General features: G+C 55.7%; 14 protein-coding genes. 4 read left to right on the top strand and 10 right to left on the bottom strand.

The window, feature by feature from the left end:
• Nucleotides 1–56: 56 nt before the first annotated feature.
• Nucleotides 57–383: a superoxide response transcriptional regulator SoxS gene (soxS, locus tag GNG26_RS01305; RefSeq protein ID WP_103177869.1), complete on the top strand. Its 327-nt coding sequence runs from the start codon at nt 57–59 to the stop codon at nt 381–383.
• On the opposite strand, the gene GNG26_RS01300 is transcribed toward soxS, so the two are convergent.
• Together GNG26_RS01300 and GNG26_RS01295 are read right to left on the bottom strand one after the other, a co-directional pair.
• Nucleotides 380–1966: an EAL domain-containing protein gene (locus GNG26_RS01300; RefSeq protein WP_114316146.1), complete on the bottom strand. Its 1587-nt coding sequence runs from the start codon at nt 1964–1966 to the stop codon at nt 380–382. The genes soxS and GNG26_RS01300 overlap by 4 nt on opposite strands.
• A 339-nt stretch (nt 1967–2305) precedes the next feature.
• Nucleotides 2306–3709, bottom strand: coding sequence for a sensor domain-containing diguanylate cyclase (locus GNG26_RS01295; RefSeq protein WP_156237521.1), 1404 nt, complete (start codon nt 3707–3709; stop codon nt 2306–2308).
• A 547-nt stretch (nt 3710–4256) separates the two neighbouring features.
• On the opposite strand from GNG26_RS01295, the gene GNG26_RS01290 reads away from it, so the two are divergent.
• Nucleotides 4257–4538 (top strand): YjcB family protein, encoded by a 282-nt coding sequence (locus tag GNG26_RS01290; RefSeq protein WP_103825404.1) that lies wholly within the window; start codon nt 4257–4259, stop codon nt 4536–4538.
• Between the two features lie 85 nt (nt 4539–4623).
• Here GNG26_RS01290 and ssb1 read toward each other — a convergent pair whose 3' ends face one another.
• Entirely contained in the window at nt 4624–5148 is a 525-nt protein-coding gene (gene ssb1 / locus GNG26_RS01285) for a single-stranded DNA-binding protein SSB1 (RefSeq protein WP_114316148.1), read from the bottom strand.
• A 251-nt stretch (nt 5149–5399) separates the two neighbouring features.
• On the opposite strand from ssb1, the gene uvrA reads away from it, so the two are divergent.
• Nucleotides 5400–8225 carry an excinuclease ABC subunit UvrA gene (gene uvrA / locus GNG26_RS01280; protein ID WP_156237520.1) on the top strand — a complete coding sequence of 942 codons (2826 nt, stop codon included), beginning with the start codon at nt 5400–5402 and terminating at the stop codon, nt 8223–8225.
• Here uvrA and GNG26_RS01275 read toward each other — a convergent pair whose 3' ends face one another.
• From GNG26_RS01275 to dnaB, 5 genes are all read right to left on the bottom strand, one after another.
• Nucleotides 8226–8579, bottom strand: a complete 354-nt coding sequence (locus GNG26_RS01275; RefSeq protein WP_103825401.1) for an MmcQ/YjbR family DNA-binding protein — start codon at nt 8577–8579, stop codon at nt 8226–8228. It abuts the gene before it with no gap.
• Nucleotides 8580–8581: 2 nt separating this feature from the next.
• A complete protein-coding gene (locus GNG26_RS01270; protein ID WP_156237519.1) occupies nt 8582–8998 on the bottom strand; it encodes a secondary thiamine-phosphate synthase enzyme YjbQ in 417 nt (138 codons plus the stop codon).
• Between the two features lie 172 nt (nt 8999–9170).
• On the bottom strand, nt 9171–10364 hold the full coding sequence (tyrB, locus tag GNG26_RS01265; RefSeq protein WP_156237518.1) for an aromatic amino acid transaminase: 1194 nt from the start codon (nt 10362–10364) through the stop codon (nt 9171–9173).
• A gap of 577 nt (nt 10365–10941) precedes the next feature.
• A complete protein-coding gene (alr, locus tag GNG26_RS01260; protein ID WP_156237517.1) occupies nt 10942–12021 on the bottom strand; it encodes an alanine racemase in 1080 nt (359 codons plus the stop codon).
• 31 nt (nt 12022–12052) lie between these two features.
• Entirely contained in the window at nt 12053–13465 is a 1413-nt protein-coding gene (dnaB, locus tag GNG26_RS01255) for a replicative DNA helicase (protein WP_103177851.1), read from the bottom strand.
• 71 nt (nt 13466–13536) lie between these two features.
• On the opposite strand from dnaB, the gene GNG26_RS01250 reads away from it, so the two are divergent.
• Nucleotides 13537–14520, top strand: coding sequence for a quinone oxidoreductase (locus GNG26_RS01250; RefSeq protein ID WP_103825397.1), 984 nt, complete (start codon nt 13537–13539; stop codon nt 14518–14520).
• Nucleotides 14521–14708: 188 nt separating this feature from the next.
• On the opposite strand, the gene pspG is transcribed toward GNG26_RS01250, so the two are convergent.
• Both pspG and dusA read right to left on the bottom strand, forming a co-directional pair.
• A complete protein-coding gene (gene pspG / locus GNG26_RS01245) occupies nt 14709–14951 on the bottom strand; it encodes an envelope stress response protein PspG (RefSeq protein ID WP_039031939.1) in 243 nt (80 codons plus the stop codon).
• A gap of 141 nt (nt 14952–15092) precedes the next feature.
• The gene (dusA, locus tag GNG26_RS01240) at nt 15093–16088 is read right to left on the bottom strand and encodes a tRNA dihydrouridine(20/20a) synthase DusA (RefSeq protein ID WP_156237516.1); all 996 of its coding nucleotides are present in this window, start codon (nt 16086–16088) and stop codon (nt 15093–15095) included.
• Nucleotides 16089–16116: the final 28 nt, after the last annotated feature.

Raw genomic sequence — 16116 nt, 5'->3', positions numbered from 1 at the left:
CCGCAGACAAAACGACGAATCAACCGATACAGGTGTATCCAGAGAGAGGCTGCTCTATGTCACATCAACAAATTATTCAGACACTTATTGAATGGATGGATGACCATATCGATCAACCTTTGAGTATTGATGTGGTGGCGAAGAAGTCGGGTTACTCGAAGTGGTACTTGCAGAGGATGTTCCGCGCCGTCACGCACCAGACGCTGGGCGAATACATTCGTCAACGCAGATTATTGCTGGCTGCCCAGGCGTTACGCACCACCCAGCGGCCCATTTTTGATATCGCCATGGATCTGGGATATGTCTCCCAGCAGACCTTCTCCCGCGTCTTCCGCCGCGAATTTGATCGCACCCCCAGCGACTATCGCCATCAGCTCAATTAGTGGCTATGAGCAAGGGCTGTCGCGACGGGCTGATGTTGCCAGGTCATGAAATCCTGCGGTGACATCGCCTTGGCAAAGTGCCAGCCCTGGCAATACTGAACGCCGCGCTTGTTCAACCACATCACCTGCTCCACGGTTTCTACCCCTTCCGCGATGGTTTTCAGGCGCAGGCTTTGAGCCATTTCGATAATGTGCTCAACGATAAGATGGCTGGTGCTGTTGGTGGTCAGCGTATCGATGAAGGTCTTGTCGATTTTCAGGATATCCACGTTCAGCGAGTAGAGGTTGTGCAGGTTGGAATAGCCGGTACCAAAATCGTCAATCGCCACCTCATATCCCGCCTGGCGGAATGCCTGAATTACCGGCGTGGTCCTGGGGACATCAATGAAACCGCGCTCCGTCACTTCAATTTTGATCTGCTGGGCCCGCACATTATAGTGCCGGGCTTTATCGGTGATCATCGCAATCAGGCGTGAAGAGTGGAAGTCCGTTGCCGAGAGGTTAATGGAGATATAAAGATGCGGGTTACAGGCCAAGAAATGGCCCAGATCGCTGAAGACTTCCTCTACCACGTAATCGGTAATGCGTTCGCTCATCCCCTCTTTTTCTGCCAGCGGGATAAATTCTACCGGGCTCATTACCGGGCCGTTAAAGCCAGGCCAACGCAACAGCGCTTCTGCGCCGACACACGCATTTGTTTTAATGTCGATAATGGGCTGGTAATGCAGGCAAAGTTGTCTTTTATTTAATGCCCGGTGCAATAAGCGACCCGGAGAATTAAATTCGCGTCGCGTCCGAGACCACATCAATAAAATGATAATACTGCTGATCATGCCCAGCGGCAGGGTTAATGTCGCCTGATGATAGAGCACTTCGTAAAAGCGCTGATTAGTCGTGGAAACAATAGCGGCAATCGGGCGTTTGTCCGAATGAACAATAGTGTAAAAGCGGCCTTCGTTCTGGAATATAGCTTCGTTATCGCCAATCAGCTTTTTTAATGCCTTTTCTTTTGCCTGTTCACTGATAGAGAAAAAGTCGTTGTTCACCGTATCAAATACCCCCCACGCCAGGGAGCGGTCGGCTGACATGACTTCGCTATAGGTCAGGGGATTAACTACCACCACATAATTACCGACCTGCATATAGGTCATTTTATATCCCGCATAAAAGGGCGTATCGCGGTAATAATAGATAGAGACGTCAGGGGCGCGTTGGTAATTGGCCGCAGAGATTAAATAGGGGTTTTCAGGCGTGCTGGTGGTTGAGCAGAGAAACGCTTTACCTTCGGCGTACAGCAGGTCGGCAATGTAGAGTCGGCCCCGGACGATATTTAACATATATTGCCGGTGTTCCGGTGTGCAAATATTACCCGAGTATTTTTCAGCCGCATGACGTGCCAGCTCAACCTGCTGAATAACCAGTTCAGTTTTGTCTAAAGCAAGAGCAGCAAATGAGCGAAGTTGACTGCTTGTTTCGTTGACCGCGCGTTGCTGAGCAAACCATAGCGCAAGCATCACAGGTAGCAAAACTACCATGATAACCCCGACTATCCTCAGCACCTTGTCCCGTGCGTTACGATTCATTTCCGCCCTATTATCCCTGCTTTTTATGTGCCTGTAGTCATGAAGGCCGGATGCTTTGCTAAACAGGTGATTACGTTGCATGAATCATGCGAAGTTAGCAACTGACTTTTAACGCCAATAACCTAATATTGAGTTATGCCGATAATATTTGTCCGTAAGCCAAACTGAAAGTATTCGTTTCGTGTTTATTAAGTTAAATAATTACCGATCCAGGAAGCTAGGCTCCCGGATAACTCAACAGAAAATCGTCGATTAAGCCAAACTACCTACAGAATGAAAAAAGCGCAACTTCATCCTGAAATTTTGTGCTATTTCACCCTTCAGGGTGATTGAAGTGATTTATAAATAATCAACCGCGACGATTGTTTTACCTCTTCCACCGCGCTTGGCATCGTAAAGTGCCTTATCTGCGCTAATGAGTAGCGATGAGGTATCGCGTGGTTTCCCGCTCACCTCCACCACGCCCGCACTGAAAGAGAGCGTTAAGGTGCGGCTGCCGACCTTAAGCGGCGTGAGGGAGAGCGCCTGACGGAGCACCGTGGAGAGCTGCACTGCCGCGTCGCTGCGAGTTTTGGGCAGCAGCAGTAAAAACTCCTCTCCCCCTACCCGGCCCAGCGCCGCCCCCGAGGGGATCACCGTCCGCAGGCAGTCGCAAAAATGCACCAGCGCGGCATCGCCCACCAGATGCCCCCACTTATCATTAATCTGTTTAAAGAAATCCAGGTCGAGCATCATGACAGAGAAGTGGCTGTCGGCCTCTTCGCGCTGGCAGGTCTCCAGCGCAGCGCCAATCTGCTGCAGGATGGCAGAGCGGTTCAGACAGCGCGTCAGATCGTCGGTGGTCGCCTTCACCTCCAGCTGCTGCTCCGCTTTTTTACGCGCGGTAATATCGAGCCCGATATTAAGGATAGAGCCGTCCGGCAGAGAGATGTTTGACCACAGGATCGTCAGCTGAACGCCGTCCCGCCGCAGCGGATGCCATTCGTACATATCGTTCAGCGGGGTGGTATTGACCGACTCGCGCACCCGGCGGCGCTCCTCCGGGTCAGGATAAAAGAGCGCCAGCGGATCGGCATGGGTGTTAATCTCCGCCATCGTCCAGCCAAACACCTTTTCGCACTCGGCATTCCACAATACGCAGCGGCTATGCCGATCAAAGGAGTTCATCAGTACCGGCGCCCGCTCAAACAGGGTTTTATACTGGGTGATCATCCGCTGCATCTCTTTTGCCGTGCGCTCACGGGCAACGAGGCCGGTCAAATAGTCCTTCAGTTTTTCGACCAGGATCACCACCACCTCTTTCAGCACAGTGATGCTGCTTTGCGGTTGCGTAAAGCCGAGGAAGAAGTAGCCGTTGCAGCGATCCTGTTGCAGCGACAATTTATACAGCACCCCACACTGCAAATGCGTATGGCCCGGATGGATGGCAGGAAATAAAAGCGTACCGATCTTCTCTTTCCAACAGATGACCCGCCATGCCCGGTGGTGACGCTGCAATAACGCACTGGAAAGAAAGGCTTTAATTTCTGGAGAATGGCAGGTTAATTCGCCGACGCTGACAAACTGCGGCTGGCCCACATCGTCCTCCATCATCACCCAGCTGGTCTGGGCGCCAAAGGTATGATTAATCGTCTGGAGAAGATCCGTTAAGGTTTGCTGCGACGATAATTTTGGCATTAATTTAGCTAATGCGTGCAGAGCCCGCGTGCTGTCATTTATATTCTCTCGATTTGCTTGCTTCATCGTTTTATTCGTCGCTCATTTAACGAGATAAAAAATGTCGCAACGAATAAATCAGGAGTGAAAGGATACGCAGCCAGCATCTATTATTGCGGCTGTCTGACCCTGTCGAAAAAGAAAGTGTGTGTAAAATTAAAAGTACAGCAAATAATAACCAGTAAAAGCCTGATTTATTTATTACGGGCTAGTCACGTAACCGGATGAAGCATAATCCATAGCCCTGAGGCTGTAAATATTGTACATCGACATGCTGCCTGTACATGTTTTCTTATCCCAATGAATTTTCAATAAAGTTGTCGCAAACGGGCACTTAGCAGACTAAAGAAATATTTCTTCGGGCTATTTATACAACAAAAGCCGGGTTAAAAAACGCCATTTTCATGCATTTGCCCACTGGCGAATAAAAGAACAAGTGTGATATAGTTCACACATCTGATGTAACAAAAAACATCGTTTCATTTTGTCAGTCTGAGCTTGCCGGTAGCCAGTTTGCCACGTCCGGGCAACGTCGCGCTACACCCGGCGGCGGTTATCTTTGAGGATCGGTCTTATGGCAGCTATTACCACCGGTGTTGTCTTTGCACGCTGGGAGTTGTTGAGCGCGGTGCTGATGTTTCTGGCCAGTACGCTGAATATACAGTTTAAGAAATCGGATTACGCGGTGCTGGCGGTGATCAGCACCTGTCTGGGACTGGCGGCGGCCTGCTGGTTTGCCACCGGCCTGTTGGGCATCACCCTGCTGGATATGGCCGCGGTCTGGAATAACGTTAAAACGATCATGGTTGAGGCAATGAGCCATACGCCGCCGGACTGGCCGATGATGTACACCTGATGCCCGCGGGCATAAAGGCTGAATACAAAAAAACCCAGACATGCGTCTGGGTTTTTTTGTTTTTGCGAATCGCAGGTTCTGGCTATCAGAACGGGATGTCGTCGTCGAAATCCATTGGCGGTTCGTTGGACTGCGCTGGCGCAGACGGCTGCTGCGGACGGGACTGCGCGCCGCCGCTGAACTGGTTGCCGCCCTGCGGCTGCTGAGGCTGACCCCAACCGCCCTGCTGCTGGCCGCCACCTGCTGGCGCGCCGCCGCCCTGACGACCGCCCAGCATCTGCATGGTGCCGCCAACGTTCACCACCACTTCAGTGGTGTATTTTTCCTGACCGGATTGATCGGTCCATTTGCGGGTACGCAGCTGGCCTTCAATATAGACCTGAGAACCTTTACGCAGATACTCACCGGCCACCTCAGCCAGTTTGCCAAACAGCACGACGCGGTGCCATTCGGTCTGCTCTTTCATCTCACCGGTCGCTTTATCACGCCAGGATTCGGAGGTAGCCAGCGTAATGTTGGCCACTGCACCACCACTCGGCATATAGCGTACTTCCGGGTCCTGGCCCAGATTACCGACGAGAATCACCTTGTTTACGCCTCTGCTGGCCATGATCGTGTCTCCTGAAAACAATTTCTAAATAGTGTAAACGCGCGAGTGTACCATTTCCATGCCGCATGTTCATAGCTGCGAGGCGGATTCCACCCAACTCTTTTCGTGGTCTATTTTTGCACAACGAATCTGAATTTGCATCTCAATACTGTATATCCAGACAGGTCAATTTGTGTCATAATTAATCGTTTATGCCGGTTGTCCTTCAAACAAACCAGGCATTCCGTGTATCTACCTACCGGGAAAGGTGAATGGATAAGATCGAAGTTCGGGGCGCCCGCACCCACAATCTCAAGAATATCAACCTCGTCATCCCTCGCGACAAGCTGATTGTCGTCACCGGGCTTTCAGGCTCAGGCAAATCCTCTCTGGCTTTCGACACCCTCTATGCCGAAGGACAGCGTCGTTACGTTGAGTCGCTCTCTGCTTATGCGCGTCAGTTCCTGTCGCTGATGGAAAAACCGGACGTCGACCATATCGAAGGGTTGTCGCCTGCCATCTCCATTGAGCAGAAGTCGACCTCCCACAACCCGCGCTCCACCGTCGGGACCATCACCGAAATCCATGACTACCTGCGTCTGCTCTATGCCCGCGTAGGCGAGCCGCGCTGCCCGGACCACGATGTCCCGCTGGCGGCCCAGACCGTCAGCCAGATGGTGGACAACGTGCTGGCGCAGCCGGAAGGCAGACGCCTGATGCTGCTGGCGCCAATCATTAAAGAGCGTAAGGGCGAGCACACCAAAACGCTGGAAAACCTGGCAAGCCAGGGCTATATCCGCGCCCGTATCGACGGGGAAGTGTGCGATCTCTCCGATCCACCGAAGCTGGAGCTGCAAAAGAAACACACCATTGAGGTGGTGATCGACCGCTTTAAGGTGCGTGACGACATGACCCAGCGCCTGGCGGAGTCGTTCGAGACCGCGCTGGATCTCTCCGGCGGTACGGCGGTGGTTGCCGATATGGACGACCCGAAAGCGGAGGAGCTGCTCTTCTCCGCCAACTTCGCCTGCCCGGTGTGCGGCTACAGCATGCGCGAGCTGGAACCGCGCCTGTTCTCGTTCAACAACCCGGCGGGCGCCTGCCCGACCTGTGATGGCCTGGGCGTACAGCAGTACTTCGATCCCGACCGGGTGATCCAGAACCCGGAACTGTCGCTGGCGGGCGGTGCCATCCGCGGCTGGGATAAGCGTAACTTCTACTATTTCCAGATGCTGAAGTCGCTGGCAGAGCACTATAAATTTGACGTTGAAGCGCCGTGGGGCAGCCTGAGCCCAACCGTGCACAAAATGATCCTGTTCGGTTCCGGCAAAGAGAACATCGAGTTCAAATACATGAACGATCGCGGCGATACCTCGGTGCGTCGCCATCCTTTTGAAGGCGTGCTGCACAATATGGAGCGCCGCTACAAAGAGACCGAGTCCAGCGCCGTGCGTGAAGAGCTGGCGAAGTTCATCAGCAACCGCTCCTGCGCCACCTGTGACGGTACCCGTCTGCGTCGTGAAGCGCGCCACGTATATGTGGAAAACACGCCGCTGCCAGCTATCTCAGACATGAGCATCGGTCATGCGATGGACTTCTTCACCAACCTGAAGCTCTCTGGCCAGCGGGCGAAAATCGCCGAAAAAGTGCTGAAAGAGATTGGCGATCGTCTGAAATTCCTGGTGAACGTTGGCCTGAACTACCTGACACTTTCCCGCTCCGCAGAGACGCTCTCCGGCGGCGAGGCCCAGCGTATCCGTCTGGCGAGCCAGATTGGTGCTGGCTTAGTGGGTGTCATGTACGTGCTGGATGAACCGTCCATTGGCCTGCATCAGCGTGACAACGAGCGTCTGCTTGGGACCCTGATCCACCTACGTAACCTCGGTAACACGGTGATTGTGGTTGAGCACGATGAAGATGCCATCCGCGCCGCCGACCATGTGATCGACATCGGGCCGGGTGCGGGTGTCCACGGCGGCCAGGTAGTGGCGGAAGGGCCGCTGGACGCCATCATGGCGGTGCCGGAGTCCCTGACCGGCCAGTACATGAGCGGTCAACGCAAGATTGAGGTGCCGAAACAGCGCGTGCCTGCCAACCCGGAAAAAGTGCTGAAACTCACTGGCGCCCGCGGCAACAACCTGAAAGACGTGACGCTCACCCTGCCGGTCGGCCTGTTCACCTGCATTACCGGGGTGTCGGGTTCCGGTAAATCGACGCTGATTAACGACACGCTGTTCCCGATTGCCCAGACCCAGTTGAACGGGGCGACGCTGGCTGAACCGGCGCCGTATCGCGAGATCCACGGTCTGGAGCACTTCGACAAGGTAATCGATATCGACCAGAGCCCGATTGGTCGTACTCCGCGCTCTAACCCGGCGACCTATACCGGTGTCTTCACGCCGGTACGTGAACTCTTTGCCGGCGTGCCGGAATCGCGCTCACGCGGCTACACGCCGGGCCGCTTCAGCTTTAACGTGCGCGGCGGGCGCTGCGAAGCCTGTCAGGGCGATGGTGTGATCAAGGTTGAGATGCACTTCCTGCCGGATATCTACGTGCCGTGCGATCAGTGCAAAGGCAAGCGCTATAACCGCGAAACGCTGGAGATCAAATATAAAGGCAAGACCATCCACGAAGTGCTGGATATGACCATCGAAGAGGCGCGCGAGTTCTTTGATGCCGTTCCGGCGCTGGCGCGTAAGCTCCAGACCCTGATGGATGTCGGTCTGACCTACATTCGTCTGGGCCAGTCGGCTACCACCCTCTCGGGCGGGGAGGCGCAGCGCGTGAAGCTGGCGCGTGAGCTCTCCAAACGCGGCACCGGGCAGACGCTGTACATTCTGGATGAGCCGACCACTGGTCTGCACTTTGCCGATATCCAGCAGCTTCTCGACGTGCTGCACCAGCTCAGAGATCAGGGCAACACCATCGTGGTGATTGAGCACAACCTGGACGTGATTAAAACCGCGGACTGGATTGTCGATCTCGGTCCGGAAGGCGGCAGCGGCGGCGGTGAAATACTGGTTTCCGGCACCCCGGAAACCGTCGCGGAGTGCGAAGCCTCGCACACCGCCCGCTTCCTTAAACCACTTCTGAAGTAGTTACACTGACAGCTGCTGCCGGGTCATCTCCGGCAGCAGTTCCACCGCCTGCTTGTAAGAGGCATCCACCAGATAATAAATCTGCGAATCCGGAATCGACCCGTCCAGATAGACCGTACTCCAGTGCGCTTTATTCAGGTGCTTGCTGGGACGCACGTCGTTGTGCTGCTGGCGCAACAGTTCCGCCAGTTCAGGGCTGGTTTTTAACGAGGCCGCCGGACGCCCCTCCACATCTTTCACCATCGCAAACAGCACGTCGGCGACTTTGATTTGAGTTGCCTTCCAGTCGCTGTGCACACTTTGCTCCGCACCCGGCTTATTCATGCAGTACTGAAGTATCTCCGAAATTGTCATCTTTATTCCCCTTGTAGCGTGGCGATGATTTTGCGCGAACCGCCGTGGATACGATGTTCTCCCAGCCAGATCCCCTGCCAGGTGCCCAGCTGTACGCGGCCGTGATTGACCGGCAGCAGCAAAGAGACGCCTAGCGTGGAGGATTTAATATGGGAAGGCATGTCGTCTGGCCCCTCGTCATCATGTTCCCAGCGGGCACTGTCGGGAATGGATTTGAGAAAATGCTGCTCCATATCGGAACGGACGGTGGGATCGCAGTTTTCATTAAGAGTGAGAGAGGCTGACGTGTGTTGCAGCAACAGATGAAGTAAACCCACGTTGATGCGGGGAAGATCGCGAATCTGACCGATGACCTCGTCTGTCACCAGGTGAAAACCGCGAGACCTGGCGCGCAGGGTCAGGGTTTGCTGATACCACATGTGCTGCTCCGTTTTACAGGTTGATCCCTCTAAGTGTGCAGCAATACGACGAAAGGTAAAACCCGCAGCGGGTAAATCTGCTTAAAAAGTGTTCCTGTCTGCGCCAGGAGCCAGTGAGGGATTATCTCTTTACGGCCCCCTTCGCCAAAAGAAGGAGGCCGTGAGTAAGTGCTTACATGACAGCAGCGAAGGCCTTCGCTACGCGCTGAACGTTGCCGCTATTCAGGCCTGCAACGCACATGCGTCCGCTGGCAATCAGATAGACGCCGAACTCGTCGCGCAGGCGGTCTACCTGCTGTGCGCTGAAGCCGGTATAGCTGAACATGCCGCGCTGCTGTAGCAGATAGTCGAAGTTGTGCCCCGGAACGGCATCCTTCAGCACATCCACCAGCGTCTGACGCATGGCGAGAATGCGGGTGCGCATCGCTTCCACTTCTGCCAGCCACTCGGCTTTGAGTTCGTCATCACCCAGCACAGTTGCCACCACCTGCGCACCGAAGTTTGGCGGGCTGGAGTAGATACGACGCACAGTGGCTTTCAGCTGACCCAGCACGCGTCCGGCAGCGTCCTGATCTTCGCAGACCACCGACAGGCCGCCGACACGCTCGCCATACAGCGAGAAGATTTTGGAGAAGGAGTTGCTGACCAGCGCCGGCAGGCCTGCGCTGGCGATAGCGCGGATGGCGTAGGCATCCTCTTCCATCCCGGCGCCAAAGCCCTGGTAGGCGATGTCGAGGAACGGGATTAGGTTGCGGGCCTTCAGCACCTCGATAACTGCATCCCACTGCGCATTCGTCAGATCGGCACCGGTCGGGTTATGGCAGCACGGATGCAGCAGCACGATGCTGCGTTCCGGCAGGGTACTCAGTTTTTCCAGCAAGGCGCCAACGCGTACGCCGTTAGTCTGGTCGTCGAACCACGGATAGGTATTCACCGTAAAACCCGCGCCTTCAAAGATGGCGACGTGGTTTTCCCAGGTCGGGTCGCTCACCCAGACACCGGATTCGGGGAAATATTTGTGCAGGAAGTCGGCGCCGACCTTCAGCGCGCCGGAGCCGCCCAGCGTCTGGATGGTTGCGACACGCTTCTCCGTCAGCACCGGATGGTCTGCGCCAAACAGCAGCGGGGCGATGGTGTGACGGTAGCTGTTAAGCCCTTCCATCGGCAGATAGAGCGACGCGCCGTGCGGTGTAGCATTGAGACACGCTTCGGCTTTGGCAACGGCCTGCAGCTGCGGGATGATGCCCGCTTCGTTGTAGTAAAGACCGATACTGAGGTTAACTTTATCGCCACGCGGATCGTCTTTGAAACGCTCCATTAAGGAGAGGATGGGGTCGCCAGCATAGGCGTCGACTTTCTGGAACACGCGATGGTTCTCCGGATAATAATGAGGCAGGGAATTCAACAATAAACCGGAAGTGGCAGAAGATCGAGAGGATGTTAATGAAGATGGGGTGTGGGCGACAGAACCTGCGGCGCGGCCTGTTTCTCCTCACCTTGGTCCTGCAGGGCCCTGGAATCACCAGTAATTTTATTGCCCTTAAAGCCATGCCGGAATCCTAAGGAGATAAATAACTTACAGCGGCTCCCTGGTCCGGCTGAAAATCGCCGAAGCGTTTCCGGAAGGCCGGGGCGAGGCGCAGGGACGCGCCGAGAGGGCATAGCCTGCAGGGATGCAGGCTGGTGCCCGACCCGAAAGCCTGAAGGAATAAGCTGAGGGCACCGCGAAGCGGCGATTTTCTTTGCCGGGAGCCGGGATTGCTAAGGGGGCGGCGGCGAGCCCCCTTAGCACGTTCACGGGTGACGTGGTTTACAGAGAAGCAGCGAACGTAAGGTGAACGGAACAACCACTTCAGTCGTATGTTCCCCCTTACCCCAGCCCTTTCTGAGAGGGAAACGGCCGTGCGGATATCTCATCCCTCCAGGGAGAGGGAAAGTTAATATCAATCGAGATACCTCATCGCCAGGCGCGACGTCAGCCGCGTGATAAGTTCGTAAGCACTTACTTTTGTGATTTCCGCGATTCGCTCAACGGGCAAACCTTCGCCCCACAGCGTCACCGGATCACCTGCTTTCTCCTCGGCCTCTGGCCCAAGGTCGACGCAGATCATATCCATCGCCACGCGGCCAACAATGGTCACTTCCCGGCCATTCACCAGCACTGGCGTCCCGGATGGCGCCGCGCGCGGATAGCCGTCGCCGTAGCCCATCGCCACCACGCCTAAACGGGTGTCGCGCTCGCTGATCCAGGTCCCGCCGTAGCCGACCGGCTCCCCGGCTTTGTGCTCGCGCACCGCAATTAGGCTGGAGGTGAGTGACATTACCGGCTGAAAACCGAGGTCCGGTCCCCAGGGCTTACCCTCCAGCGGCGAGACGCCGTACAGGATTATGCCTGGACGCGCCCAGTCAAAATGGGACTGCGGCCAGAGCAAAATACCGCCGGATGCCGCAATCGAGCGCATGCCCGGCTTGCCTTCGCAGAAGGTGTTAAAGATATCGAGCTGCTGCTCGGTGGCGCCACAGTCCGGTTCATCGGCGCGGGCAAAATGGCTGACGATATTGACTGGCTGACGTACATTCCTGCACCGGCTTAAGCGCTGGTAAAACGCCTCCGCCTGCTCCGGGCGCACGCCCAGACGGTGCATGCCAGTGTCGAGCTTCATCCACACGGTGACGGGCTCGCTGAGCACCGTATTTTCCAGTGCTTCGAGCTGCTCCAGATTGTGTACGGCGGTATGCAGCCGTTGCGTGGCGATAGTCGGGAGATCGGCGGCGTTAAAGAAGCCTTCGAGCAGCAGAATCGGCTGGGTGATCCCCCCTTCGCGCAGGCGCAGGGCTTCTTCGAGACGGGCGACGCCAAAGGCGTCGGCATCAGGGAGCGTTCGCGCGGTCTCAATGAGACCGTGTCCGTAAGCGTTCGCTTTCACGACTGCAACGAGCTTGCTGGCGGGCGCCAGTTCACGCAGGCGTTGCAGGTTGTGTCGCAGAGCGCGGCGGTTAATGACTACTGTTGCCGCTTGCATTGCAAATCCTTGTTAAAAGAAGGTCGGAGAGTTATTCGTCATCGTATTGCGGGCCAGCATAGTTGTCGAAACGCGACCACTGGCCGTTAAAGGTAAGCCGCACCGTACCGATGGGGCCGTTACGTTGCTTACCGATAATAATTTCCGCGATCCCTTTCAGGTCGCTGTTCTCGTGATAAACCTCGTCACGATAGATGAACATGATTAAGTCGGCATCCTGCTCGATAGAGCCGGATTCACGCAGGTCGGAGTTAACCGGACGTTTGTCGGCACGCTGCTCCAGGGAGCGGTTAAGCTGCGACAGCGCAACCACTGGCACCTGCAACTCTTTCGCCAGCGCTTTCAGCGAGCGGGAGATTTCGGCGATCTCAAGCGTTCGGTTATCAGAGAGCGACGGGACGCGCATCAGCTGGAGGTAGTCGATCATGATCAGACCAATGCCGCCGTGCTCGCGGGCGATACGGCGCGCGCGGGAGCGCACTTCCGTTGGCGTCAGACCGGAAGAGTCATCAATATAGATATTACGTTTTTCCAGCAGGATGCCCATGGTGCCGGAGATCCGCGCCCAGTCCTCATCGTCCAGCTGCCCGGTACGAATACGGGTCTGGTCCACGCGGGACAGCGAGGCCAGAGAACGCATCATGATCTGCTCGGAGGGCATCTCCAGACTGAAGATTAAAACCGGTTTATCCTGCAACATCGCCGCGTTTTCGACGAGGTTCATCGCAAATGTCGTCTTACCCATCGACGGACGGGCGGCGACGATAATCAGATCCGACGGCTGCAAACCGGCGGTCTTTTTATTCAGATCGTCATAGCCTGTATTAACGCCCGTAACCCCGTCGTGCGGCTGCTGGAACAGCTGCTCAATACGCGAGACGGTGGCGTCCAGCACGTCGGCGATGTTCTTCGGCCCTTCGTCTTTATTGGCCCGGCTTTCGGCGATTTTAAATACCCGGGATTCGGCCAGGTCGAGCAGTTCATCGCTGTTACGCCCCTGCGGATCGAAACCGGCTTCGGCGATTTCATTGGCAACGGAAATCATGTCGCGTACCACCGCACGTTCACGCACGATGTCAGCATAGGCGCTGATGTTCGCCGCACTTGGGGTGTTTTTCGACAGTTCAGCCAGATAAGCGAAGCCGCCTACCGACTCCAGCTGCCCCTGACGCTCCAGCGATTCCGCGAGCGTGATCAGGTCGATAGGGCTGCCGGACTCCTGCAACCGCGCCATTTCGGTAAAGATATGGCGGTGCGGTCGGGTGTAGAAATCGTCAGTGACCACGCGTTCGGCGACGTCGTCCCAGCGTTCGTTATCCAGCATTAAACCGCCCAACACCGACTGTTCCGCTTCGATCGAGTGAGGCGGAACCTTTAATCCGGCTAACTGGGGATCGCGTTCCCGGGGTTCAGTCTGTTTGTTGAAGGGTTTGTTTCCTGCCATAGTGAATGGAGTTACCGAGATAGAGAGTGGGTCGAAAGATTACCATATTTTCTAATTCTAATGGAGGGAGCATGGCAACGCGTATTGAATTTCATAAACACGGCGGCCCGGACGTTCTCAGGGCGGTAGAGTTCACTCCCACCGCGCCTGGGGAGAACGAAGTCCAGGTCGAAAACAAAGCCATTGGTATTAACTACATCGACACCTACATCCGCAGCGGGCTCTATCCGCCCCCTGCTCTGCCGAGCGGTCTGGGTACCGAGGCGGCGGGCGTGGTGGTGAAAGTCGGTAGTGCGGTAAAACATATTAAAGAGGGCGATCGCGTGGTGTATGCGCAATCGGCTCTCGGGGCCTACAGCTCGGTCCACAACGTCCCGGCAGATAAAGCAGCGATTCTGCCCGGCGCCATCTCCTATGAGCAGGCAGCCGCCTCCTTCCTGAAGGGGCTGACGGTCTTCTACCTGTTGCGCAAAACCTACGAAATCAAACCTGACGAACAGTTTCTGTTTCACGCTGCCGCCGGCGGTGTGGGCCTGATCGCCTGCCAGTGGGCAAAAGCGCTGGGGGCTAAACTCATCGGCACGGTGGGTAATGCGCAAAAGGCGCAGCGCGCGCTGCAGGCGGGTGCCTGGCAGGTGATTAACTACCGTGAAGAGAGCATTGTTGAGCGGGTGAAAGAGATCACCGGCGGCAAAAAGGTGCGTGTAGTGTATGACTCGGTGGGGAAAGATACCTGGGAAGCCTCGCTGGACTGCCTGCAACGTCGCGGTTTGATGGTTAGCTTCGGCAATGCTTCCGGCCCGGTGACCGGCGTTAACCTCGGCATTCTTAACCAGAAAGGGTCGCTGTTTGCCACCCGTCCTTCGCTGCAGGGCTATATCACCAACCATGACGAACTGGTCGAGGCCAGCAACGAGCTGTTCTCGTTGATTGCCAGCGGCGTGATTAAGGTGGATGTAGCCGAGGCGCAGAAGTATCCGCTGAGTGATGCGCAACGCGCGCATGAAGTGCTGGAAAGTCGGGCGACGCAGGGGTCGAGTTTGCTTATCCCTTGATAAAAAATTGGGCTTCCCGTGGGAAGCCCTTTTCTTTCTTTGCTTTTTTTTAGTTCGGCTGTATGTAGGGTACAGCGCGATGAATTCTTTAACGGCGGTCATAGTGACAGATTCGATAACTAAATCCTATTCTGTTCTAAGTGATGATGCCGTAAAAGTTGCAAGGATGTGACGAACCGCTCAATACCTTAGTAACGAAAACGGTTATTGCGCTGATAGCGTGGGAGTTTTGGCGATTTAATCGCCCGAATTGCCCACACCACCGCCACGGCTAACAGCAACCACGGCAACAGTTTCAACATCAGGGCAAACAGTCCCCCGATAAACATCACGACTGTCGCAACCACCAGTGCGGCGATGATCCCCAGCAACGAGACGCCGGTTGCCAACAGCATGACAAAAAATCCAATCACAAAAAGTAGTTCCAGCATGGCTCTCTCCCAAATGCATCACAACGATACGCTGATGTGATATTTACAAGATCCGTGCCAAAAATAACCTATTGATATTGAAACAAAACGCCCGGCAATGCGGTGCCGGGCGTGGTGAATTTGACGAAGTTTTGGTGAAAATTATCGTTTGTCTGCCACCAGACGCAGCGCCTGCTCCAGCACCTCGATATCGGCACCCGCTTTATGGGCGTTTTCACTCAGGTAACGACGCCACTGCCGCGCCCCCGGGATACCCTGGAACAGCCCCAGCATATGACGGGTGATATGGCCCAGATAGGTGCCGTTGCTCAGCTCGCGCTCAATGTAAGGGTACATCGCCCGCACCACCGCCACCGGGTCACGATCGGCAACGTCCACACCAAAGATTTCGCGATCTACGGCCGCCAGCACGCCAGGGTTCTGGTACGCCTCACGGCCCACCATAACGCCGTCCATATGCTGCAGATGCCCTTTCGCCTCTTCAAGGGACTTAATGCCGCCGTTAATGGACATGGTCAGCTGCGGAAAATCGCGCTTCAGCTGATACACGCGCGGGTAATCCAGCGGCGGGATCTCACGGTTCTCTTTCGGGCTCAGGCCAGAGAGCCAGGCTTTGCGGGCATGGATGATAAACATCTCGCACTCCCCCTTACCGGACACCGTACCGATGAAATCACAGAGAAATTCGTAGCTATCCTGATCGTCAATGCCGATGCGGGTTTTTACCGTCACCGGAATGGAGACCACATCGCGCATCGCTTTCACGCAGTCGGCCACTAGCTGCGCATTACCCATCAGGCAGGCGCCAAACATGCCGTTCTGCACGCGATCGGAAGGACAGCCGACGTTGAGGTTAATCTCGTCGTAGCCACGCGCCTCAGCCAGCTTGGCGCAGTGCGCCAGCGCCGCCGGATCGCTGCCGCCCAGCTGCAACGCCACCGGATGCTCCTCTTCGCTGTAGGCGAGATAGTCACCCTTGCCGTGAATGATCGCCCCGGTGGTCACCATCTCGGTATAGAGCAGGGTGTGGCGCGACAGCAGACGCAGGAAGTAGCGGCAATGTCTGTCTGTCCAGTCGAGCATCGGCGCGATGGAAAAACGGTGGGCAGGATAACGGGACGAGTTTTCTGACGACATGGCGAAGTTTTAAGCATCTGGTGAAAAT

Origin of the sequence: Leclercia sp. J807 (assembly GCF_009734465.1) — a bacterium.
Lineage (GTDB): Bacteria > Pseudomonadota > Gammaproteobacteria > Enterobacterales > Enterobacteriaceae > Enterobacter.
Note: the sequence above shows the minus strand (reverse complement) of the source record. Positions and strands in the feature narration are given on the sequence as shown.

What these genes read in the sequence shown, in the direction of transcription:
- GNG26_RS01250 (WP_103825397.1), top strand. Translation starts at nt 13,537, where the DNA reads ATGGCAACGCGTATTGAATTTCATAAACACGGCGGCCCGGACGTTCTC.
- GNG26_RS01300 (WP_114316146.1), bottom strand. Translation starts at nt 1,966, where the DNA reads ATGAATCGTAACGCACGGGACAAGGTGCTGAGGATAGTCGGGGTTATC.
- soxS (WP_103177869.1), top strand. Translation starts at nt 57, where the DNA reads ATGTCACATCAACAAATTATTCAGACACTTATTGAATGGATGGATGAC.
- GNG26_RS01275 (WP_103825401.1), bottom strand. Translation starts at nt 8,579, where the DNA reads ATGACAATTTCGGAGATACTTCAGTACTGCATGAATAAGCCGGGTGCG.
- pspG (WP_039031939.1), bottom strand. Translation starts at nt 14,951, where the DNA reads ATGCTGGAACTACTTTTTGTGATTGGATTTTTTGTCATGCTGTTGGCA.
- uvrA (WP_156237520.1), top strand. Translation starts at nt 5,400, where the DNA reads ATGGATAAGATCGAAGTTCGGGGCGCCCGCACCCACAATCTCAAGAAT.
- dnaB (WP_103177851.1), bottom strand. Translation starts at nt 13,465, where the DNA reads ATGGCAGGAAACAAACCCTTCAACAAACAGACTGAACCCCGGGAACGC.
- ssb1 (WP_114316148.1), bottom strand. Translation starts at nt 5,148, where the DNA reads ATGGCCAGCAGAGGCGTAAACAAGGTGATTCTCGTCGGTAATCTGGGC.
- alr (WP_156237517.1), bottom strand. Translation starts at nt 12,021, where the DNA reads ATGCAAGCGGCAACAGTAGTCATTAACCGCCGCGCTCTGCGACACAAC.
- GNG26_RS01270 (WP_156237519.1), bottom strand. Translation starts at nt 8,998, where the DNA reads ATGTGGTATCAGCAAACCCTGACCCTGCGCGCCAGGTCTCGCGGTTTT.
- GNG26_RS01290 (WP_103825404.1), top strand. Translation starts at nt 4,257, where the DNA reads ATGGCAGCTATTACCACCGGTGTTGTCTTTGCACGCTGGGAGTTGTTG.
- dusA (WP_156237516.1), bottom strand. Translation starts at nt 16,088, where the DNA reads ATGTCGTCAGAAAACTCGTCCCGTTATCCTGCCCACCGTTTTTCCATC.
- GNG26_RS01295 (WP_156237521.1), bottom strand. Translation starts at nt 3,709, where the DNA reads ATGAAGCAAGCAAATCGAGAGAATATAAATGACAGCACGCGGGCTCTG.